19 protein-coding genes are annotated in these 23,426 nt (G+C 42.8%); 9 read left to right on the top strand and 10 right to left on the bottom strand.

What is annotated here, in order from left to right; translation table 11 throughout:
• Positions 1 to 54: 54 nt before the first annotated feature.
• A complete protein-coding gene (locus tag Aso01_RS05500; RefSeq protein ID WP_004935917.1) occupies positions 55 to 1,404 on the top strand; it encodes a PepSY-associated TM helix domain-containing protein in 1,350 nt (449 codons plus the stop codon).
• Here Aso01_RS05500 and Aso01_RS05495 read toward each other — a convergent pair.
• Positions 1,401 to 1,895, bottom strand: coding sequence for a GNAT family N-acetyltransferase (locus Aso01_RS05495; RefSeq protein WP_004935922.1), 495 nt, complete (start codon positions 1,893 to 1,895; stop codon positions 1,401 to 1,403). The two genes, Aso01_RS05500 and Aso01_RS05495, sit on opposite strands and share 4 nt — an antisense overlap.
• Positions 1,896 to 2,064: 169 nt before the next feature.
• The gene (locus Aso01_RS05490) at positions 2,065 to 4,203 is read right to left on the bottom strand and encodes a TonB-dependent siderophore receptor (RefSeq protein WP_004935925.1); all 2,139 of its coding nucleotides are present in this window, start codon (positions 4,201 to 4,203) and stop codon (positions 2,065 to 2,067) included.
• Between the two features lie 77 nt (positions 4,204 to 4,280).
• Here Aso01_RS05490 and Aso01_RS05485 point away from each other — a divergent pair, with 77 nt between their 5' ends.
• Complete coding sequence (locus Aso01_RS05485; protein ID WP_039909868.1) at positions 4,281 to 5,426, top strand: acetyltransferase domain-containing protein; 1,146 nt, start codon at positions 4,281 to 4,283, stop codon at positions 5,424 to 5,426.
• A 42-nt stretch (positions 5,427 to 5,468) separates the two neighbouring features.
• On the opposite strand, the gene Aso01_RS05480 is transcribed toward Aso01_RS05485, so the two are convergent.
• The 6 genes from Aso01_RS05480 to betI all read right to left on the bottom strand — a co-directional run bounded on the left by Aso01_RS05480 (position 5,469) and on the right by betI (position 13,361).
• Entirely contained in the window at positions 5,469 to 5,954 is a 486-nt protein-coding gene (locus tag Aso01_RS05480; RefSeq protein ID WP_004935931.1) for a hypothetical protein, read from the bottom strand.
• Between the two features lie 63 nt (positions 5,955 to 6,017).
• A complete protein-coding gene (locus tag Aso01_RS05475; RefSeq protein WP_004935933.1) occupies positions 6,018 to 7,289 on the bottom strand; it encodes an MFS transporter in 1,272 nt (423 codons plus the stop codon).
• A gap of 84 nt (positions 7,290 to 7,373) precedes the next feature.
• Positions 7,374 to 9,005 (bottom strand): malate dehydrogenase (quinone), encoded by a 1,632-nt coding sequence (gene mqo / locus Aso01_RS05470; protein WP_004935935.1) that lies wholly within the window; start codon positions 9,003 to 9,005, stop codon positions 7,374 to 7,376.
• Between the two features lie 516 nt (positions 9,006 to 9,521).
• A complete protein-coding gene (gene betA, locus Aso01_RS05465; protein ID WP_004935937.1) occupies positions 9,522 to 11,180 on the bottom strand; it encodes a choline dehydrogenase in 1,659 nt (552 codons plus the stop codon).
• A gap of 89 nt (positions 11,181 to 11,269) precedes the next feature.
• Entirely contained in the window at positions 11,270 to 12,742 is a 1,473-nt protein-coding gene (gene betB, locus Aso01_RS05460; RefSeq protein ID WP_004935939.1) for a betaine-aldehyde dehydrogenase, read from the bottom strand.
• The gene (gene betI, locus Aso01_RS05455) at positions 12,735 to 13,361 is read right to left on the bottom strand and encodes a transcriptional regulator BetI (RefSeq protein ID WP_004935942.1); all 627 of its coding nucleotides are present in this window, start codon (positions 13,359 to 13,361) and stop codon (positions 12,735 to 12,737) included. Before betI ends, betB begins: the two co-directional genes overlap by 8 nt.
• Positions 13,362 to 13,616: 255 nt before the next feature.
• Here betI and Aso01_RS05450 point away from each other — a divergent pair, with 255 nt between their 5' ends.
• The 4 genes from Aso01_RS05450 (at position 13,617) to Aso01_RS05430 (ending at position 18,820) form a co-directional block, all read left to right on the top strand.
• A complete protein-coding gene (locus Aso01_RS05450; protein ID WP_004935946.1) occupies positions 13,617 to 15,227 on the top strand; it encodes a BCCT family transporter in 1,611 nt (536 codons plus the stop codon).
• A gap of 139 nt (positions 15,228 to 15,366) precedes the next feature.
• Positions 15,367 to 17,427 (top strand): choline transporter, encoded by a 2,061-nt coding sequence (locus tag Aso01_RS05445; RefSeq protein ID WP_004935950.1) that lies wholly within the window; start codon positions 15,367 to 15,369, stop codon positions 17,425 to 17,427.
• Between the two features lie 13 nt (positions 17,428 to 17,440).
• Positions 17,441 to 18,064 carry a MarC family protein gene (locus Aso01_RS05440; protein WP_004935953.1) on the top strand — a complete coding sequence of 208 codons (624 nt, stop codon included), beginning with the start codon at positions 17,441 to 17,443 and terminating at the stop codon, positions 18,062 to 18,064.
• A 234-nt stretch (positions 18,065 to 18,298) separates the two neighbouring features.
• Complete coding sequence (locus Aso01_RS05430) at positions 18,299 to 18,820, top strand: acyl-CoA thioesterase (protein WP_004935959.1); 522 nt, start codon at positions 18,299 to 18,301, stop codon at positions 18,818 to 18,820.
• 142 nt (positions 18,821 to 18,962) lie between these two features.
• Here the strand turns inward: Aso01_RS05430 and Aso01_RS05425 are convergent, their stop codons facing one another.
• A complete protein-coding gene (locus tag Aso01_RS05425) occupies positions 18,963 to 19,217 on the bottom strand; it encodes a hypothetical protein (protein WP_004935962.1) in 255 nt (84 codons plus the stop codon).
• 497 nt (positions 19,218 to 19,714) lie between these two features.
• On the opposite strand from Aso01_RS05425, the gene Aso01_RS05420 reads away from it, so the two are divergent.
• Positions 19,715 to 20,728, top strand: a complete 1,014-nt coding sequence (locus Aso01_RS05420) for a CobW family GTP-binding protein (RefSeq protein ID WP_004935965.1) — start codon at positions 19,715 to 19,717, stop codon at positions 20,726 to 20,728.
• A gap of 49 nt (positions 20,729 to 20,777) precedes the next feature.
• Here the strand turns inward: Aso01_RS05420 and dctA are convergent, their stop codons facing one another.
• Complete coding sequence (gene dctA, locus Aso01_RS05415; protein WP_039909870.1) at positions 20,778 to 22,040, bottom strand: C4-dicarboxylate transporter DctA; 1,263 nt, start codon at positions 22,038 to 22,040, stop codon at positions 20,778 to 20,780.
• A gap of 198 nt (positions 22,041 to 22,238) precedes the next feature.
• Between dctA and Aso01_RS05410 the strand changes: the two genes are divergently transcribed.
• Both Aso01_RS05410 and Aso01_RS05405 read left to right on the top strand, forming a co-directional pair.
• The gene (locus tag Aso01_RS05410) at positions 22,239 to 22,769 is read left to right on the top strand and encodes a YaeQ family protein (RefSeq protein WP_004935969.1); all 531 of its coding nucleotides are present in this window, start codon (positions 22,239 to 22,241) and stop codon (positions 22,767 to 22,769) included.
• 52 nt (positions 22,770 to 22,821) lie between these two features.
• Entirely contained in the window at positions 22,822 to 23,157 is a 336-nt protein-coding gene (locus Aso01_RS05405; protein ID WP_004935971.1) for an FKBP-type peptidyl-prolyl cis-trans isomerase, read from the top strand.
• Positions 23,158 to 23,426 lie beyond the last annotated feature (269 nt).

Below are 23,426 nucleotides of genomic sequence, written 5' to 3'. Positions count from 1 at the left end.
CTGTTGTATATAAAATCAACTATACTAACGAAGTAATTTTCTTTATGTCGCGTTATGGCTGTCCATCATTCTTCTCCTCGTTTTTGGCGTGATTTTTTTGTTTTATTGCATCGTTACGCCGGGCTTTTTATTGCGCCGTTTATATTTATTGCTGCCCTAACAGGGCTGCTTTACGTACTCACACCGCAGCTAGAGCAGTATGTCTATCGAGATGTACTGTATAGCCAACCCGACGGCCACCGTGCCGGCACGCTCACCCAGCAAATTCAGGTGGCTCAGGCGCAACTGCCACCCACCGCACAAATCGTTGCAGTACGTCCTGCGCCGACACCTCATAATACCACTCGCGTAATGTACAGCGATCAAACTCGCCAGATCAATAATCTGGCCGTCTTTGTCGATCCGAATACTTTAGCCGTAAAAGGTGAGCTAGGCGTGTATGGCACCAGTGGGATTTTACCATTGCGTACACAGCTTGACCGTTTGCATCGAGATCTTTTGCTTGGCGAGTGGGGACGTATTTATAGTGAGTTGGCCGCGAGCTGGATGGGGCTTTTGGCCTTGTCGGGCCTTTATCACTGGATGATTCGTCGTAAAAATACTTCAGGTGCTGTTTCTGGTACACGTGCTCAATTACTTAAATGGCACCGCTGGATTGGACTAATTTTATTGCCATTGCTGCTATTTTTTTCGATTACTGGTCTGACGTGGTCAAACTGGGCAGGCTCTAATATTTTAAGCTTGCGTCAGGCTTTGGGCTGGCAAACGCCTAGCTTAAATACAGCATTGTCAGGGCAAACAGCTACCGATGCACATGCGGCACATCATGAACACCACCAAGGTATGGTCATGCAAATGCACAGTATGATCAGTGCGCATGATTTTGAGCTCGCATTAAAATTGGCACGAAACGAAGGGATTAGCGCAAATAAAATTCAAATTCGTCCACCTGCGGCGCCTAATCAAGCATGGATAGTGGAAGAAATTGATCGTGGCTGGCCAACTCAGGTCGATAGCGTAGCGATTGATTTACAGCAGCAGCGTGTAATTGATCATGTTGACTTCGAGCGGTTTCCGCTGGTGGCCAAATTAACCCGATGGGGAGTAGATGCCCACATGGGGGTGTTGTTTGGCTGGCCCAATCAATTGCTCTTGGTGCTCTTTGCAGTGGGTTTATGTGCTGCGATTTTGATGGCCTATCGCGCATGGTGGAAAACATCAAACTTTAAGCAAAGCACGATTATGTTTTCCCAACACAGCCTCACGATTTGGCAAAAGGGTAGTATGAGTCAGCGCATTGGCTTGGTACTCCTTTTGGGAGTAACCGGTTTGTGTTTGCCTATTTTTGGACTGAGTATTCTGGTCGCGCTTGTGCTGATTCTGCTGCGCCGGCAACGTCTTTAAATTGATTTGAGCATATGCAGGGTGTCGTAATCCTGTATCCATTCGCGCCGAATTAAATGAAAGCCCTGTTGCTGCCAAAAGTATTCGGCTGCTGGTAAAAATGGATGGGTATGCAGATAAAAATGTCTGATATTTTGGGTGCGGGCATATTCAAAAAGCGCCTGACATAATCTGCTTGCCAATCCTTGTCGACGATAGTGAGGTTCAACAAATAGTTTGACCACTTCTACACATGGGCTGGGTAACTCAAGATCAAATCGGGCATCATAGCTTCGATAAGCCACCATTGCCACGATGGACTCGCCGTCTTTTATGATGAAGCAGGCACCCATCGGGCTTACCACATAAGTTTCATCAAAATGGGTGAGATCATGTGGTAAACTGGTTTGATAAACCTCAGGAAACAATAACTGTCGGGTTCGAATGGCAAAAGCTTGTGCTGCTTGTAGGTTGTCTTGATCTAGCAAGCGTGGGGTAAGTGAGGAAGTCATGAATCAGCTCAAACTCAGATTTTTTCTAAATGAATTAAAGATCCGTTTAGCAACACAGACCTTAATTTCTTGCATTTTACCCATAACATTGCCGAATACCTAATCGAAATAAAAATATTCAAACATAAAAAAAGTGACCCAATTGGGCCACTCTAGTCATCAATAAGGCTTAAAACTTCCACTGCATAGAAAGTGAAGCGTTAATTGGATCGCCCGGTTGAATCCACATTTCACTGTAGCTCTCGACATAGTATGTTTTGTCAAATACGTTATTTAAATTGAACTGATAACGGAATTGATCATTTGGTGCGTAGTAGGCATTCAAATTCATGATGGTATACGCCGGTAACTTTAGATTGCCTTGATCATTTTGGGTACCGTTTCGTTGCCCCACATAGACGATATTGCCACCTATACCAGCTTTACGCTGACCATCATCAACCAATAAATAGTCCAGACTCAGATTGGCATTGTGTTTTGGAATACTATTTAAACGCGTACCTTTGGCAATATTGGTGTCTTTAGTAATAATGGCATCCGTATAGGTATAATTGGCTAGAACATTGAGCTTTGACCACAATTGTGTTTGCGCCGTTAATTCCATACCTTGGCTACGTGCTTCACCAGCTGCATATTGATAGCTCGGATCATTCGGGTCGATGGTTAAGGCATTACGCTTGTTCATATGAAACAGCGCAGCACTCAAGAGGCTTATATCGTTGGGTTGAAATTTAGTTCCCACTTCATAGCCTTCACCTTTCTCTGGTGCAAATACGTTGCCGCTGACATCAGTACCCGTATTCAGTGCAAATGAACGACCATAGTTGCTATAAAACGACAAATGATCATTAAATTTATAATTTAAGCCAAAACGCGGTGATACCTCATTAAATGTTTTTGAGGAGTAAATGCCGCCCACATAGTTATCGAGGCTTTGTTTAATGCGATCAACACGACCGCCCAATAGCACACTCCAGTGATCATTGAAGAACATTTGATCTTGTAAATTCAATGATGCATAGTCTTGCACTTCGTGAGTATTGGTAAATAATCCCATTTCTTTCGGGTAGTTACCGTATTGAGGGTTGTAGGCATTAATTTGATTCACACAATAGCGTTTTGGATTACTGTATCCACCATTAACACGCCCCGGACGACCATTGTCGCAACGAAGCTGACTTTGATTGAATACCAGTGTGCCAAGCTCTGCGCCAAATAAAACTTCGTGTTTTGCCCATGAACTGTCAATTTTTCCAAGTAGTTCAGTTTGGGCCAAGCGGTCGGCGGTGTAGGTATAACGCTGGCGGCGCTGACGATTTAATGTTTGGGCATCCGCTTCAAAACTGCGCGGCTCGTTAGAGCTTCCAGCAATCTTACCTTGCTTGTAACTGATGGCACTGTTGAGTGTCCAGTCATCATTGAAGCTATGCGCGAGATGTAACTGATAAAACTGATCGCTGACCTTATTTTCATCTGCTGAAGGTTCACCTGTAAAGGTTTTACGATCCATTAAAATCTGACCTTTATAAGCACTAATACCACGATCAAATATGCCTTTTTGGCGCGTGATTTCACTATCAAAATTGAGCTGGGTTTGATCGGAAATTTTCCAGCTTAATTGAGGTGAAAAGAACCAGCGTTCACTGTTGACATAATCACGAAAGCTTTGATTATCTTCATGTGCAACGGCCAACCGATAAGCGACCTGATCATTAATCGGTGCCGTATATTCAAAACTGCCGCGATATTTTTCTTCTGTATTGGCTCTCAGGTTAATTTCACCTTGTGGCTGCCACTGCGGTTTTTTGGTAGTGATATTGATTAATCCTCCCATTTCGCCGCGACCATACAGCGCAGCAGCAGGGCCTTTTAAAATATCGATGGAGGCAATATTGACCAGATCGCGCGGCGCGCTCAAACCACGGTTCACACTTAAGCCATTTCGAATAATAGTGGCGCTCACGTTTGGGTCGGTGGTGAAACCACGAATGGAATAATTATCCCAAAATCCACCGCCGTAATTGTTTTGCGCATAAACCCCAGTCACCAGCTGAATCGCTTCATCGATGCGCTGGACATCTTGTTGCTTCAAAATTTCCTCAGATAAGAAACTACGACTAAACGGCACATCTACAATATCATGCGCAAATTTAGTTGTTGCCGAGGTTTTCTTTTCGGTTTCCTGTTCGGTAGCAGCTTGCAAAGTAATGGTGGAGAGAACGTTACTCGATTTATCGTCGGCCCAAACTAATCCTGGAAAAAAAGAAAGCCCCAAAACAGACGAAATTAAATAAGATGTGCGTTGCATAAAAACGGCTCAATCGTAGAGACAAAATTTAATATTTGTAATACTATAACATTACGGATTTAAGTTTTACAGTCATTATGTCTCACCTTAAAACATTCTCTCGATTACAATCTATCGATGCCCTACGAGGGCTTGTCATGGTGATCATGTTACTCGACCATGTTCGGGAAACATTTTATCTAAATAAACAAGTCACTGATCCGATGAACATTTTGGAAACCGAGCCGGCATTATTTGGAAGTCGTGCTTTGGCGCACATTTGTGCCCCCGTTTTTGTGTTACTTACGGGGCTTTCAGCTTATCTTTATCAAATGAAAAACACGGTAGCCAGTACCCGTAGTTTTTTACTTAAACGTGGCTTGTTTTTGATCGTGTTAGAGCTCACCTTGGTCAATTTTGCATGGACTGCCAAATTCCCACCCGATGTCATTTATTTACAAGTGATTTGGGCGATTGGTATCAGCATGGTGGTGTTGGCCTTATGCGTGGGTCTGCCTAGAAAAGTTCTACTTGCAACCGGATTATTGATCATTTTTGGACATAATCTACTAGACACAATGACTTTTAGAGGCATTTGGGGTTTAGAGCAGCTCTGGTATGTGTTACATGAGCGTAGCTGGATAGAGTTCGGCGCTATTAAAATTCGGACCTCTTACCCGGTTTTACCATGGTTTGGCGTGATTTTTGTCGGCTATGCGTTGGGCTACTTCTTTGAACAACGCTTTAGTCCAGCTCAGCGTCAACGTTATTTACTCGGCCTTGGCTTAGGTAGTATTACCTTATTTGTGCTGTTGCGCTTGATCAATGTGTATGGTGATCAGCCTTGGGTTGATTATGATTCATCTCTCATGACGTTCATGAGCTTTATGAATCTGACCAAGTATCCGCCTTCTTTATTTTTTATTCTGTTCAATGCTGGAATAGGGCTGATGATATTGGCGATATTTGAGCGTCTGAATCACTGGAAAGGTCTTAAACCTTTAGTAGTACTGGGTTCAGTACCAATGTTTTTTTACCTGATTCATTTGTATGTACTTAAACTATTTTACGTGGTGTGCGTGAGTATATTCGGTTATACAGATGGCAATTATTTTGCGGTAGATTCCATGCGTAGTGTTTGGGGGATTACTGCATTACTGACCGTGATGCTCTATCCTGTTGTAGCGTGGTTCTCGGCATTTAAACATCAAAACAAACAAATCACTTGGCTAAAGTATTTTTAACTGAGTAGGCGTGTGCCCTTGTTTACCACTTAATAAGTGAACTTATAGGGCACCATATTTTTGCCACGTTTCGCCATTATGCAGTGAATCGTAATAACCCTTTAAGTAGTCCAATTCATAGTATTGAACTGCAGCCAATATAATAAAAGACATCAATAAAATGGTTTTTAAGGCATTCAGTTTTTTTGGTTCATTTGATAAAGCGGGTAGTCCAAAAAGCGTTAACGCAATGGCAGGCAATAGCGCGACTGCTTTTAAATGACTCAAAAAACCTAAACCATGAGTATAAAGTAACACCGCAACCAGCACGATCAGGCCAAAGCCAGCCAGATTACGCGTATGCTCAGAGGGGCGCAGAGCCATCACTGACTGCACAAATAAAATTACACTCGTAAAAAAGTAAAAGGTCGTTCCACCAATAATAGCCGTATAAGTGGCATTGAGCACACAATACATGCCGATCACGACCAGTACGAGCACATATAAAGTCGAGTAAATTTTATGTGACGTTTCTCTTGTATTGGCCATAAAAAAAGAATTCTCCATTACATGTAAACGTGAATTTAGCATACGAATTTTGACAGCTCATATCTACTTATGAGATGTAAGAAATGTATGTTTATGCTGCTTTATTTTTGATTTGAGTAAATCTCGTTGTGATAAGCCAATTGCGAGTGAAATCATAAGGCAGGCGCCACCACTCACTAATGTAGCGGGTACAACCGTCCATAATCGTGCAAAGAGACTGGCCTGAAAGGCACCGATCTGATTACCTGATGTGACGACAATTCCATTCAAGGCAGCGACACGCCCAAGGAGTGATTTACACGGAAGTAACTGCAACAATGTCTGGCGGATAATCATGCTCATGCTATCAAATGCACCCAGTCCAATTAAAAGCACAAAGGACAACACCAATGAGCGTGAGCAGGCAAAAGTCACAGCACACAGACCAAAGCCGAGCGTTGCAACCAGCATATTACGCCATGCATGTTGTGTCAGATCATAGCGCATCAGCGCAAAGGTCATACACAATGTGCCAATAGCAGGCGCAGCACGTAACAGCCCCAGACCAGAAGCGCCACTTTTTAAAATTTCCTCAGCAAAAATAGGCAGTAATGTGAGTAAAGCACCAAATAGTACCGTACTTAAATCAAGCAGCATGGACCAAAAAATCATGCGATTGTTCAGCATAAATTGAATCGCTTGCTGCATACTTTGAATCATGGGCTGTCGTGCCACAGCTGGAAAGCATCGTGGACCAATCATGGCCACAGCACCGCTACCAACACACAGCAACAGTAAGGCTATGCTCAGTGCAATGTAAATGCCAAACTGTCCCATCATCACGCCCGCAAGAAGCGGCCCAAGCATGGCGCCAATTTGCCAAATCAATGCTGTCCATGTATTGGCATTACTGTAAATTTTCTCAGGAACCAAAAAAGGTCGTAAAGAGTTAAATGAGGGGCTATAAATGCCTCTTAACAGCCCTAAAACAAAAATACAGCCATAAACGCCAAGTAAAAAAAGAGGAAGCTCTATACTCTGTTGGGCGTGTAGAAAAAATAGCAGTGCCAAACATGCCGGAATAGGACAGGTCAGGGCAAAGCCCCATTTTAAAATGGTCTGCCGGTTGAAATAATCGGCGATATAACCGCCCCACAACGACAAGACAATAAAAGGAACGAGTTCGACTAGACCGATCAGACCAAGCATGAGCGGGTTTTTCGTGATTTGATAGAGCGAATAAGCGACAACGACTTCTTGAATTAAAATGGCTAAGGTTAGACACAACTGATTCAGGCTGAGCAGCGAAAAATCTCTGTAGCGCAGTGCAGCAAAAAAATCAGAAGATGATGACATGATAAATACAGCACATTAATCAATGAAGGAGAGGAGATAAAAAAGGATGAGCCATTGCTCATCCTTTTTTTGAATCTTTAAAAATTACTTCGATTGTGATGCAGCAAGCTTAGCAAAGTCTGCTGGTGTCAGCGGTGTATAGTGCAAACCTAAAGTCTGGCTGGTGTACTGACGTACTTGGTCAAGCAATACTGGATCTTCGCTTAACTTCTGTTTGTACGATTTTACCATCTCGTGCAGTTTTGGATTCCACTCACCTTCAACTTGTTGTGGGAAGGCTTTTTCAAGCAAACTCAACATGATGTAAGGAGAAGTTGAAGCCCCCGGAGACGCACCCATCAATGCAGTGACCGAACGATCTTTAGATACAAACACTTCAGTACCAAATTGAAGCTTGGCTGGTTTGCCTTCTTCTTTTTTGATGACCTGAACACGTTGACCACCTTGGTTCAAGCGCCAGTCTTCGCGTTTTGCATTTGGATAGTACTTTTTCAATTCGTTAAAACGGTCTTCATCGGTCATCATGACTTGGCTCACCAAGTATTTCACCAAATCAAGATTTTCCATACCAACAGCAGTCATTGGCAATACGTTGTTTTTATTGGTCGATGCCAATAAATCAAACTGAGAACCTTCTTTCAAGAATTTATTCGAGTAAGTCGCAAATGGTCCGAATAACACATATTTTTTACCGTCGATATAACGTGTATCAATATGTGGAACAGACATTGGCGGCGCACCTAGATCAGCACGACCATACAATTTTGCTGTATGTTCTGCGGCAATTTTAGGATTGTCCGTCATTAAGAATACGCCACCTACAGGAAAGCCAGCATATTGCTTCGATTCTGGTAAACCAGTCATTTGCAGCAATTTAACGCTTGCACCACCCGCACCGATAAAGACAAAACGTGTTTTTACATGATCGGCTTGGCCAGTTTTCATATTTTTAAATGAAACAGTCCAGGTTTTGTCGTCATTTTGGCTGATGCCAGTCACTTCGGTAGATGTAGAAAGCTTGAAGTTTTGATGCTTGTTGAGGTTATCTACCAGTTGCGTGGTGATCGCACCATAGTTTACATCAGAACCAATTTCCATACGTGTTGCTGCCACTTTTTGTGCAGGATCACGGCCTTCCATGGTGAGCGGTGCCCATTGTTTGATCTGGTTTGCATCTTCAGTCATCTGCATACCGTAGAACAATGGATTTTTAATCATTGCTGCATAACGCTTTTCAAGGAACGCAACGTTGTCACCCCATACAAAAGCATGGTGCGGAACTGGATTGATAAAAGTAGATGGCTTGCCAAGTACGTTTTGTTTCACTTGATAGGCCCAGAACTGTTTTGAAATTTCAAATTGTTCTGCAACTTTTACAGCTTTAGAAATGTCCATCTTACCGTCTTTTTCTTCGGTATAGTTCATTTCCATGAAGCCAGAGTGGCCTGTACCCGCGTTGTTGAATCCGTTTGAACTTTCCTGAGCAACTTTGTCTAGGCGTTCGTACATACGAACTTGCCAGTTCGGTTCAAGCTCAGTCAAATAGGTTCCAAGCGTGGCACTCATGATACCACCACCTACCAGAACCACATCTACAACAGGCTCACTAGCAGCGGTTTGAATTTTTTTGGAAGCAATTGGCCTAAAAAGGAAGGCGATCGCTGCAATTAAAAGAACAACAATCAATACCAAAAGGTATCGTAGAAACTTTTTCATGCGATAAAGGACCTTGGGGTAGGTGATTAGCATCGCGTAAAGGCGAAATAAAGAAAAATACTAAATCAAGAGAGAAATCGACTCTGGAAATGATGGCAAATTTAAGTTCAGAGAGAGGGAGTAAAATGTCTTAATCCATACAGCAAATGAATCAATTCACTTTTTAAATTTGACCATACATTTCCATCGGAGGCGTATTGTAGATGAATTGTGTATTGACAATATAATTTTTATTTGAAATGTTGAAATTAGTTTAATAAATATTAGTTATATTGTTAAATAAATGATATCAATTCAATTGCTTATAATTTTTTTAACATTTGGTAAAATGCTTAAATTTATTCAAAAACAGATAAAAAATGCATCGCATCACATATAAAGTGAATTGTAAATAATCAAATAGAGACCTCAAAAATACCTTAAAAGAAAAAAATGTACGCTAGATAGTCAAATATGACGATATTCGAACACGATACAAAATGCATCGTGTTCGAAAACAACTTGAAAAAATTAGCGTTACGATGCGCGATAATACGGAGCAGTAGAACGCGGGAGTGGGGCATGACCACGGATTTGATCGGCAATTTTTTCTGCCATCATAATGGTGGTGGCATTCAGATTGCCTGTAATAATCAGCGGCATGATTGAGGCATCTACAACACGCAAACCTTGCATGCCGTGCACGCGTCCCTGATGGTCCACCACAGCCATTTCATCTTCACCCATCTTACAGCTGCACGATGGATGATAAGCCGTTTCACCATGATTACGAACAAAATCGTCGAGTTGTGCATCTGTCGAAAGCTGATTACCAGGACTAATTTCTTCACCACGATAAGGATCTAGCGCAGGCTGATGCATGATTTCACGGGTAATACGAATGGCAGCGCGGAACTCTTGCCAGTCCTGCTCAGTCGACATGTAGTTAAACAAAATGCTTGGATGCTCAAACGGATCTTTCGATTTGAGTTTGATATGCCCACGTGATGGAGATCGCATCGAACCGACATGTGCTTGAAAACCATGCTCTTTTACTGCATTACTACCGTTGTAGTTAATCGCAACAGGCAAGAAGTGATACTGAATGTTTGGCCATTCAAACTCGTCAGACGAACGAATAAAGCCACCTGCTTCAAACTGATTGCTGGCACCAATGCCTTTGCCTAAAAATAGCCATTCTGCACCGATTGCTGGCTGGTTATACCATTGCAGTGCAGGGTAAAGTGACACAGGTTGTTTGCACTTGTACTGTAAATACATTTCCAAGTGATCTTGTAAATTTTCACCTACACCTGGCAAATCATGAACCACATCAATGTCCATCGATTTTAAAAAGGTGCTTTGACCCACGCCTGAGCGCTGCAAAATTTGCGGTGAAGCAATCGCACCAGCACATAACAGCACTTCTTTATTGGCAAGGACTTTTTTCAGATCGTTTTTGTTGGCGCCTTGAATATATTCCACACCAATGGCCTGTTTGCCATTAAACAAGATCTTATTGGTCATGGCATGCGTAACAATGGTCAGATTCGGTCGGCCTTTGGCCATATCCAGATAGCCACGTGCCGTACTCGAGCGGCGACCGTTTTTGGTGACGGTACGATCCATCGGGCCGAAGCCTTCTTGCTGATAGCCGTTTAAATCGTCTGTGCGTGGATAACCAGCCTGAACACCAGCCTCAATCATGGCATGAAACAAGACATTGTTGTCTGCTTTAGGCGTTGCAACACTAACCGGTCCGCTATCGCCATGATAATCGTTACCACCGATATCGCGCGTTTCTGCTTTTTTGTAATAAGGTAGACAGTCGGCGTAGGTCCAGTTTTCTAAACCCTTAAGCTTGGCCCAGCCATCGAGATCCATTGCATTACCGCGAATGTAACACATGCCGTTAATCAGTGATGAGCCACCAAGTCCTTTACCACGACCGCACTCCATACGGCGGTTATTCATATGAGGTTCAGGCTCGGTGAGGTAAGCCCAGTTGTAGCGTCGGCCTTGAAGCGGAAAGGCGAGAGCCGCTGGCATTTGCGTACGAAAATCTAGACGGTAATCGGGACCGCCTGCCTCTAAAAGTAATACCGATGTATTGGCATCTTCAGTTAAACGCGCGGCCAGTACATTACCTGCAGAGCCTGCGCCAATAATAATATAATCGTAAGATTGAGTCGTCATTGCTATTCCTTAATATTGTATGCGTCACGCTGTGATAGCAGCAGTGACATCAGATTTATGAGGAAACTTTAAAAAGGGCGTCGCGTGTTTTAGAACACGCTTTGGTAATCGCCCATTTCGACTTGAATCGATTTTGTTCGGGTATAGTGGTTGAGCGTCGAGATACCATTTTCACGTCCTACGCCCGATTCTTTATAACCACCGACTGGCATTTCGGCTGGGGATTCTCCCCACGTATTAATCCAGCAAATACCGGCTTCCAGTTGGTGAATAATGCGATGTGCCAAGGAAATATCCTGAGCGACCACACCTGCTGCCAAACCAAAAACAGTACTGTTGGCGCGTTGAACGGCTTCTTCAATTGTCGCATAAGTCAAGATACTCATGACGGGCCCAAATATTTCTTCTTGTACGATTTTCATATCATCTGTACAGTCGGTAAATACAGTTGGCTCTACAAAAGCGCCGTCTTTAAGCGCTGCTTGCGTGGCGCGCTGCCCGCCAATGAGTACTTTTGCACCTTGTTCCTTACCGGAAGCAATATAAGACAACACCTTGTCCATATGTGCAAAACTCACCATTGGACCAAAATTCGTATCATCGTGCTGCGGATCACCCATTCGAATGCGTTTTACACGCTCAACCACAGCGGCTTCAAAGGCTGATTTAAGCTGTTCAGGAACAAAAACACGCGTACCGTTGGTACAAACTTGGCCTGAGCTGAAAAAGTTGGCCATAACGGCAATATCAGCAGCGCGATCAAGCTGGGCATCATCACAAATAATCAGCGGTGATTTTCCACCGAGTTCCATAGTCACGTCTTTGAGGGTTGAGCCTGCGGCACTGGCCATAACTTTTTTGCCAGTTTCCACGCCACCGGTAAATGAAATCTTTTCAATCACAGGATGCTCGGTCAGGTAAGGGCCGATATCGCGTCCTGAGCCTTGTACGACGTTAAAAACACCAGCAGGTAAACCAGCTTCGGTATAAATTTCTGCAAGTTTAAATGCAGTAAGTGGTGTGACTTCACTTGGTTTAAAAATCATGGCATTGCCTGCGGCCAAGGCAGGGGCAGATTTCCATAAAGAAATCTGGATTGGATAGTTCCACGCACCAATTCCAGCCACTACGCCCAATGGCTCACGGCGGGTATAAAAAAAGCTGCTTTCACGTAAAGGAACCTGTTCACCTTGAATGGCAGTGGCCAATCCAGCGTAATATTCAAGGACATCGGCACCTGTGACAATATCGACGCTGCGTGTTTCGCTCAAGGCTTTACCGGTATCTAATGTTTCAAGTGCAGCAAGCTCGTCATTGCGTTCACGTAAAATATCGACTGCGCGACGTAAAATACGAGAGCGTTCCATGGCAGTCTTAGCAGCCCATTCTTTTTGGCCTTGCTGTGCACTTTTCACAGCGGCATCGATATCTTCTTTTGAGGCTTGCTGAATCGTGGCAATCACTTCACCTGTTGCAGGGTTGATACTGTCAAAGGTTTTGCCGCTGGTTGCATCAACATATTGTCCATGAATGTATAAACGATGAAGTTGAACATCACTCATTTTGTCTCTCCTGCCTAATTTGCTTTACCAGCCGTAGCTGAGTCTCGACATAGTCATATGCAATGGTTCGAGCAAGTGCACTGTCAAATTCAGTGTCTCCACTTAAACTGCCACGTAACCAGAGTCCGTCAATCAATGCGGCCAAACCGCGTGCTGCAATGCTGGCCTGATCCTTGGGCATTAACTCCAGAAAGTGAAACTTCAGATTGGAGTAGAGCCGCTGGTCATTGATGCGCTGTAATCGGCTGAGTTCCGGCATGTGCATACTTGCAGACCAGAAATCAAGCCAGATACGCATTGCTCTTTGATTGACCTGACTAATATCAAAGTTTGAATCAATAATTGCTTTAATCATATTCTCGGGTTGTAACTCATTTACTTCAGCTTTGTACTGCGCCGTTTTACGACGTAGTACATTGAGCATCTCTAGCATACAAGCGTTAATGAGACCCTGTTTGTCGCCAAAGTAATGACTGACGATACCCACCGAGAGTTGGGCTTTTTTCGCAATTTGAGCCATGGTGGTGTTGGATAACCCCACTTCAAAAATCACGTCATATGCGGCGTTTACAATTTCTTCACGACGCACGTGCTCGGGTTTTACTCTGCGTTTGTTCATGTATGTCCTTAAAAATATAAGGTTTTGCTTCAATAAATGATCTACAGAACATGATAGCACCTTTTTATGATACTTTTAATTGATTGAACGTTCAATCAATTAAAAGTATCATTATGCAAATTTCCGTTATTTCTATGAATGTACGGAAATTTAAAAGTCGCCAGCATTTAGCAAACTCGTGGGATGGAATTTCATGAGAGATGCGCGCCAGCAGTATCAATAATGACGAATCACATCCGTGCAAGGAGCAATGTTATGTGGTCAAAACGTAACACACAAAACGTCATCTTACCGATTCGCCTGAATCCTTTCGTTTTTTGGAGTTCGGCAATCAGTATCAGTCTTTTCGGCTTGTTGTTTGTGCTATTTCCTAGTGCCAGCCAAAATGGACTGACGTGGATTCAACAGCAGGTAAACCAGTTGTTTGGCTGGTATTACATGCTGGTGGTGGTACTTTCTTTAGGTTTTGTTGCTTGGCTGGCTTTTTCCAAAGTCGGGCAAATTCCTTTAGGTAAAGCACATGACCGTCCTGAATTTGGCTATCTGGCATGGACATCCATGCTTTTTTCTGCCGGAATCGGAATCGCATTACTGTATTACGGCGTGGCTGAGCCCGTCGATCATTTTTTGCGACCTCCTGAAGGGCAAGGCGGCACCGTTGAAGCCGCCCAAAACGCCATGATGTATAGCTTCTTGCACTGGGGCATACATGGCTGGGTGCTGTATGCGTTGGTGGGTGTCACACTGGGTTATTTTGCCTTCAGGCGTGATTTGCCTCTGGCATTACGTTCGGCACTGTATCCTATTTTTGGCGAACGAATTCATGGCTTGATTGGTCATATGGTCGATGGTTTTGGTATTTTGGCCACGATCATTTCTTTGGTGACCAATCTGGGGATTGGTGCGCTGGTTTTAGTGTCAGGAATTTGCTACTTGTTTCCGACGATTCCAAACTCCAGCCTAACGCTCATTACCACAGTTGTTTTAATGATGGTGGTGGCCACCATGACCACCGTGGTTGGTATTGAAAAAGGTTTAGCGTGGTTGTCACGAGTGAATCTGCGCTTGCTTTATCTGCTTTTGGCTTTTGTGTTTTTTACCGGACCAACCAATCATTTGTTAAATGGGCTGGTGCAAAATACTGGAGATTACTTAAGTCACTTCGTGCAAAAAAGTTTTGATCTGTATTTGTATGATAAAAAAGCCACAGGCTGGCTGGCATCGTGGACGATTTTTTACTGGGCATGGTGGATTGCTTGGGCGCCGTTTGTGGGCATGTTTATTGCCCGTATTTCAAAGGGGCGTACCATTCGGGAAGTGGTTTTGGGTGTATGCCTCATTCCGTTAGGTTTTACACTGGCGTGGATTTCAATTTTTGGCAACACGGCAATTGATTTAATTTTAAATCAAGGTCAGGGTATTTTGGGAACTTTGGTACTCAAAGATCCAGCCATGTCTTTGTTTAAGTTACTTGAATATCTGCCTTTTCATCCATATGTGGCTGGAATTGTTGTGGTGATTTGTTTCGTTTTATTTTTAACCCCAGTGGGCTCTGGTACACTTATGATAGCCAACTTGTCATCTCAAGGTGGCACAAGCGATAGTGATTCACCGGTTTGGTTACGCATTTTTTGGTCCGTCACGATCACCATCGTGAGTATCGGACTATTACTCGCGGGCAGCTTTAGTGCCATGCAAAGTGCGGTAGTGTTATGTGGTTTACCATTTTCCGTGATTTTACTGCTTTATATGTTTGGGCTTGCGAAAGCATTAAAGCAAGAAGAAACACACAAACCGCACGCTGAGGCACAGATGACCCAAACGCGAGCATCTGCACAACCAGCCAAAGAAACCAGCTCCGTGTAATTGTAGATGGCAATGTTTTATTCCTGACCGGTTCAGGCAAAAACAACAGTGTAGTTTAGTCAATCCTTGAGCAGCTCATGCAGGTGCTGAAGGATTGGCTTTTGTACTTTTCTTTTTCTTTTATTTTCTTGAGGATTGTATGGCAACAGATAATCCAAGAGCAGTTGATGATCAAACGACTCATCCGAAAGATCGTTTAAATCGTGTGGTCTTTTACGTTTCTGCGCTTATTATTTTAATATTTTCTTTAACGACGATTTTATTCAATGAGTTTGCCAATCACATCCTGAGTGCTGTGCTTGGCTGGGTGAGTGCCACTTTTAGTTGGTACTACCTGCTTGCTGCAACGCTGTATATGGTGTTTGTGATATTTATTGCCTGTTCGCGCTACGGCAATATCAAGTTAGGGCCCAAACACTCCAAACCAGAGTTTAGTCTATTAAGCTGGTCAGCCATGCTGTTCTCGGCAGGGATCGGCATCGATTTGATGTTTTTCTCGGTGGCAGAGCCATTGTCTCATTATATGAACCCACCTGTAGGGCAGGGCCAGACCTATGAAGCAGCACGTCAGGCGATGGTCTGGACACTGTTTCACTATGGACTCACTGGCTGGTGTATGTATGCACTGGTCGGAATGGCTCTAGGTTATTTTAGTTATCGTTATAATTTGCCACTTACGATTCGTTCAGCGTTATATCCTATTTTTGGGAAAAAAATTAATGGACCCATTGGCCATAGTGTCGATACTGCGGCCGTAATCGGGACCATTTTCGGGATTGCCACCACCTGTGGTATTGGGGTGGTGCAGCTCAATTATGGCTTGCATGTGTTGTTTGATTTACCTGAAAACTTATGGGTTCAAACCGCATTAATTTTGGTGGCAGTCATTATCACCATTATTTCGGTAACGTCTGGTGTCAATAAGGGCTTACGGATTTTATCGGAAGTCAATATTTATGTGTCTGTTGGCCTGATGCTGTTTATCTTGTTTTTAGGCAATACTGAGTTCTTATTAAATGCACTGGTACAAAATGTGGGGGACTATTTAAGTCGTTTTCCTACCTTGGCACTGGAAACCTTTGCATTTACTCAACCGAAAGAATGGATGAACAACTGGACGCTGTTTTTCTGGGCGTGGTGGGTGGCATGGTCTCCTTTTGTGGGGCTATTTTTGGCACGTATTTCACGTGGACGAACCATTCGCGAGTTTGTCAGTGGGACTTTAATTATTCCATTATTATTTACCCTGACTTGGCTGTCTATTTTCGGAAACAGCGCACTCCATAATGTCATTTTCGATGGCAATATTGCACTGGCGCAAACCGTTTTAGTCAATCCTGCGCATGGCTTTTACGACTTGCTTGCACAATATCCTTGGTTTCCTTTTATTGCGGGTGTCGCTACCATTACCGGCTTGCTCTTTTATGTCACGTCGGCAGATTCAGGTGCACTGGTTTTGGGGAACTTTACCACTCAATTTACCAACATCGATCATGATGCGCCGCGCTGGCTCAGTGTTTTTTGGGCGGTGGCGATTGGTTTGCTCACGCTTGCAATGCTCATGACCAACGGGATTACCGCACTACAAAACGCCACCATTATTATGGGCTTGCCTTTTAGTTTTGTGATGTTCTTGGTGATGGCAGGTTTGTACAAGTCGCTGCGGCTAGAAGATTACCGGCAGGCCAGTGCGAGTCTCAATGCAGCCCCAGTGGTGGGGAACGTGGACATTTTGAACTGGAAAAAGCGTTTGTCACGCGTGATGCATCATCCGGGAACTTCAGAAACCAAGCGTATGCTGAACGAAATCTGTAAACCTGCGGTTCAGGCAGTTGCCGATGAGCTTGAGAAGCGTGCAGTCACTGTCGATGTGCAGGAGGTTGAACTTGAAGAAGATCCAGAGCTTTATCATTTGGATATCACGATTCACCTTGAAGAGGAACAAAACTTTATTTACCAGATCTGGCCTGTCCGTTATATTGCGCCCAACTTTAGTGAACGCGGTAAACGTGGCAAACAGTTCTATTATCGTTTAGAGACCTATCTATATGAAGGATCTCAAGGAAACGACCTTGTAGGTTATACCAAGGAACAGGTGATTAATGACATTCTGGATCGTTACGAGCGCCATATGACATTCTTGCATATCAATCGTATCAGTCCGGGGAACCGACCACTATTTCCAGACCCTAAAGCCTAAGGGGAGCCGTTGAATGTTGACGCCGTATATTCATTCCTTTGCCTTGTTTTTTTCGTTGCTCAATCCATTTTTGATGAGCATTTACATGATCGGTATGATCCGAAATTCTGAAGCAAAGGTCTTTAATAGAGCATTGATACAAGGTTGTATGATTGCATTTATTGTCTTTGTTTTATTTGCTTGGGGTGGCGAAACCATCTTTAGCAAATATTTGAATGTACGTTTTGAAGCATTCCAGATTTTTGGTGGGCTTATCTTTTTGGTGATTGGTTATCGCTATGTGTTTCAGGGTGCAGATACCATTGGTGAAATGCGTGGTGCGCCTGAACATTTGGCTGGCACCATTGCAATGCCGTTTATGATTGGCCCGGGTACGATCAGTGCGGCTGTAGTGACCGGAATCGGACTTCCTATTGGTGGTGCGGCGCTGATTATTGCTTTAACACTGACCGTGACCTGTAGTTTGCTCATTTTAATGAAATTTGCACATGATCATCTACGCTATAAACATGCCAAATATATCGATCGTTATGTGGATATTGTCGGGCGTTTATCTGCGTTACTGATTGGTACCATCGCGATTGATATGATGATTACCGGAATCACGGGGGTAGTCAAAGACATACCGCTGGGTTAACTGACTTTAAGCAAATAGAAAACGGGAGCGATATGCTCCCGTTTTTTATTGATCAGGATGTATTTCAGATTGACGCCATAGTCTGTTTTATACAAGCGCTGTAGATAGAGGTGAGATGTACATATCTGAAATTCATACACAGATAAGCTTTTGCCGAAACGGACATGGTTATCTCGAGTAAATTGTTTCATAATGAACGCCATAACGTTTTCCCGTGTAGAGCGAAAGAACACTATGTCTCCATTAGATCAAATTACACAAACTTCTGAAGAACAATCTGAATTGACTATGTCGGTCTTGATGACCCCAGATATGGCCAACTTTTCAGGAAATGTCCATGGGGGAACCATCTTAAAATTGCTCGATCAGGTGGCTTACGCCTGTGCAAGCCGCTACTCGGGTAGCTATGTGGTTACGCTGTCGGTCGATAAAGTCACCTTTAAAGAGCCAATTTATGTGGGTGAACTGGTGACTTTTCTGGCCAGTGTGAACCATGTGGGTAAAACCTCGATGGAAATCGGGATTCGTGTAGAAGCACAACATATTCAAAAGCGTACAGTACGCCATACCAATAGCTGCTATTTCACCATGGTGGCAGTCGATGAAAATGGTAAACCGAAAGCCGTGCCAGCCTTAAAGCTCGATACCGAGTGGAAACGCTGTCGTTTTGAGGCAGCAGAGCAGCGGAAACAACGCCGTTTACAAGACAATTCTGGCCCGTCTTGCAGCCTATTTAAAACGAGTCAGCAGGCATAAAGCGCTATGGCTGAGTAGTGGTCTGGTTGTTAGATCACATAAAAAAGAGCTAAACCGCAGCAAGAGGTTAGCTCTTTTTTGTTGCAATCAAGATATGCTAATCAACTCAATTGAATGAGAGGCTTGATTGTTTAGCTGATTATTATTGAGCAGGCTGAGCCGGTTGGATTGGGGCATTACCTGATTCAGCCGCATTTTCAGTGCTAGGTTGTGCCGCAGCTGGTTGTTGTGTTGCAGCCGAGGTTTTCGAAGAGGTTGCATCAGGTAATTCTTGAGTTGACACTACAACTTTTTCATCTGCTTTAGTTTGATGTTTATCGTGAGCTGAAGCAGCAAACGTAGTAGTTGCAGCAGTCAGAGCAAATGTTGTTGCAAGTAAAGTTTTTACAAGTTTCATAGGAGGCATCCTTTGGTAATTTAAAATACACTATGACCATCGCAGCCTATAGTTTAAGTTTGGCTGTCGACTTGTTGATCATGCTAAAAGCCAAATCTGGATATGACAATCAATCCAACAAAGTGAAACAGACTGGATTACACAGCGTTCACACATATAAATCCTGTGTATGTTTCATGTAAAAAAAATAGAAAAAAATCGCCAAAAACTGTTTGAAGATATTTCTTTTTGGTTATTTTTTAATCCGGATATTTACCAAAGCAAAACATGTCACTGTGGGCTGAGCCTACAGTCAAAATTGTTTTTCCCATTAGATATAATTATCTTAATCTTTTTATCCATTTAAATAAGTGATGAAAGTCGCATAGATCTTGCCATTTGGTAAGGCTATAGCAACTTTTACGCTGATTCAAATTATGATCATTTCTATTCTTTCGAAGACAGCAGCAATATATGAAATACGTTAGACTATAACTTTTAGTGAGTGCGTATTCGACGTGAAACTGGTCATTCCTCAAGCGGTTCCGACACATATTATTTCTGGTTTTCTCGGTGCTGGAAAAACGACCTTGCTTCAGCAGCTTTTGCTACAAAAACCCAAGCATGAAGTGTGGGCGGTATTGATGAATGAATTTGGGCAGATTGGTATCGATCAGCAAATACTTCCCAATGAATCTGGCTATGAAGTGAAAGAATTGCTCGGTGGTTGCATGTGTTGTAGTAGTCAGCTGCCCTTACACATCGCACTGGCCCGGTTGCTCAGCGAAACCAAACCTGATCGATTGTTTATTGAACCGACAGGACTTGGACATCCTGCTCAGTTACTTGAACAGCTTTCAGAACCGCATTGGCACAGCAGTATTCAAATGCGTGCATTGATCACAGTAGTTGATGGCAGTCGATTACACAATCAAGCTTGGGTTGAGCAACATTTATATCAAGATCAACTCAAAGCTGCACAATTGGTGGTGGTGTCACATCATGATCAGATGACCCATGCCGATGAGCAAGCATTAGAGCAGTTTCAGCAAGAGTACGCACCTTATGCCCAAACATGGTTTGAGGTATCCAATGGAATACTGGCTTTGGCTGCAATTGATCGGCCCTCACTGGCTACGGTAAAACGCATGCAACCACTTCTGGTGCAACAGCAGCGTAATATCGAGATCAAGCAGGCGCCACAACAGATTAAACAATTGCCGTATCATTATGTTGAAAGTAATGGAGAATATAGCGTGGCTGGCTGGAAGTTTTCACGTCACTGGCAATTTGATTTTGATGATTTATTTGATTTGCTGAGTAGCCTAGAGGGCTGGTTAAGAATCAAAGCGATTTTTCATACCAACCAAGGCTGGATCACCTTAAATTTCAATCCAGCACAGCTCAATTACAAAACAGGGCAGGCCAATACAGACAATCGTATTGAGATCATTACTCCATTGTCACAAGACTGGCTCGCCTTTGAACAAGCCTTGCTGGCTTGCCGCTGTAATGAAGATGATCAGGAATAACGCAGATCTGTGCTATTTCTGATCATGAGTTCAGTTAGAAAACTTCTTGTTAGTGCTTTTGCTCAAGCATGGCCTTGGCTTGAGCATGATCGATGTCTTTTTCCCAATGCGCAATGACAACAGTTGCAACACAGTTACCAATCAGGTTGGTGCATGCACGAACAATCCCAATAAACCAGTCAACCGATAACAACAGCACCAGACCAATGGCAGGTAAACTTGGAATAACGGAAAGGGTGGCGGCTAAAATCACCAATGCTGATCCAGGAATGCCGTGTGCACCTTTTGACGTAACCAGTGACACCAGCAAAATCATAATCAGATCATGCATAGACAGATCAATATTACAGGCCTGCGCAATAAAAATAACACCTAAGGTCAGATAAATAGAGAAACCATCCAGATTAAATGAATATCCGGTTGGAATAACTAAACCGACCGTAGAGTCTTTAATCCCTAATTGTTTCAGCTTTTTCATGATTTGCGGAAGTACCGAATCTGAGGAGGCTGTACCGAGTACAATCGAAAGTTCTGCTTTAAAATAGTTCAAAAATTTGAAAATATTAAGGCCAGTGAATTTTAAAATTCCACCGAGAATAATCACCACAAATGCAATACATGTGGCATAGAATAAAAGCACCAAGTAGCCCAGTTGAACCAAAGAGTCGATACCAAACTTGGCCGTGGTGTAGGCCACAGAACCCAATACCCCAAGTGGCGCCAATCGGATAATCAGTCCCATCATTTTAAAGAAAATTTCTGAAAATGCTTCCAGTGCCTGCCGAACAATTTCTGCCAGATGGCGCGGAACCAGTAACATCCCGACGCCAAATAAAATTGCAATCAGGAGGACTTGTAAAATATCGCCGTTTGCAAAAGCACCAAAAAGGGTTTTAGGAATGATGTGTAAAATGAAGTCTGAACCTGAACTCATTTCATGGGCACGTTCGGTATAAACCGTTAAATCTTTGCCGTCGAGTTTGGACAGATCAATATTCATTCCTGCGCCAGGTTTAAAGATATAAGCAATCGCAATGCCTAAAATTAGTGCAATTGTGGTGACAATTTCAAAATACAGGATCGTTTTTGCACCAACTTTACCCATTTTTTTAATGTCATTTGCACCATAAATGCCAAGCACCACCACACAAAAAACAATCGGTGCAATTAACATTTTAATCAGTGAAATAAAGCCATCACCTAAGGGCTTTAAATTTAAAGAAAAATCATGAAAGCTGACACCAATTAAAATACCTAACACCAGCGCGATGATGACTTGCAGGAACAAGTTAGACTTCAGTTTTTGCCACATTTTCTGTTCATCAATCCAATAAGACTGGTCAGACCAGTGCAAGAAACTCGCCAACTTTGATATTTGCCTGAAATTTTTTGGGGTGCTCATCCTTTCTGGAGTTGAGCTGCGTAAGGGGAGGATAGAAATATCAGCCTATATATAGGTCAGTCATCAAAAATCGAGTATGCTAGGCGCCATTCTGGAGGACGGTTTTTTATGGCGCTTAAAGCTACTATTTATAAAGCAGATTTAAATATTGCAGATATGGATAGCCACCATTATGCAGACTATCAACTCACCTTGGCTATGCATCCGTCTGAGACGATTGAGCGTTTGATGGTGCGTATTTTAGCTTTTGCTCGTTTTGCAGATGAACAGTTGCAATTTACCAAAGATCTATTTGAAACTGACGAACCGGCGCTATGGCAAAAAGATTTGACTGGGCAACTTGAACAGTGGATCGAATTGGGGCAGCCCTCTGAAGATAAGTTAAAAAAAGCCAGTGCGCGTTGTAAGCGGGTTGCGGTCGTAACTTATGGTCAGCAGGTCGACGAGTGGTGGAAACGTAACAGTAAAGTGAAAACATTGAGTAATGTCGAGGTTTGGCAATTGGCACCCGAAACAACGGCCCAAATTCAAAACTTATGTGAACGCACCATGCAACTGCAACTCAATGTCATGGATGGTGAATGGACTTTACTGAACGACCATGAACAGGTTGAGATTTCGTGGACAAAATTGCAATAATGCACCAAGGCTGCTGTCTGAAAGATGGTTTAAAGTATAAATAGGTATCGAAATGAACGAATTAGAAATTATTGATTTAAAAGTGGGCGAAGGCAAAGAGGCTGTGAAAGGTGCTTTGATTACGACCCATTACACGGGTTGGCTTGAAGATGGTACCAAGTTTGATTCATCGATTGATCGTGGTAATTACTTTGAATGTGTCATTGGTACTGGTCGTGTGATCAAGGGATGGGATCAAGGGATTATCGGCATGAAAGTTGGCGGTAAGCGCAAGCTGAACGTGCCTGCACATTTAGCTTATGGTGAGCGCAAAATGGGTAACATCATTCCTGCTAACTCCAATTTGATTTTTGAAATTGAACTATTTGATGTCAAAACACGAGACTAAACAAATAAAAAGCCCGTTTCGGGCTTTTTATTTGTTTATTGAATGAATATGATTTTAATATTCGATTATAATAATATGTAAAATTCTTATAATATGATATTTTGTTATTATAAATTTGCTATGTTTCTGTTTTATTAATTTAAGATTAATTTTTTATTAAAATGTCAAGCAGTTAAATTTAAATAAACATAGTGAATTAGTCGAATATGTTCATCATAAATATTTAATTAACTTCCAAAATTTTTAAGAATTTTTTCAGTTTGTTGCGG

This window comes from Acinetobacter soli (genome assembly GCF_000760595.1).
Classification (GTDB): Bacteria; Pseudomonadota; Gammaproteobacteria; order Pseudomonadales; family Moraxellaceae; genus Acinetobacter; species Acinetobacter soli.
The sequence above is the reverse complement of the archived record's forward strand: the minus strand, read 5'-3'. Positions and strand labels throughout refer to the sequence as shown.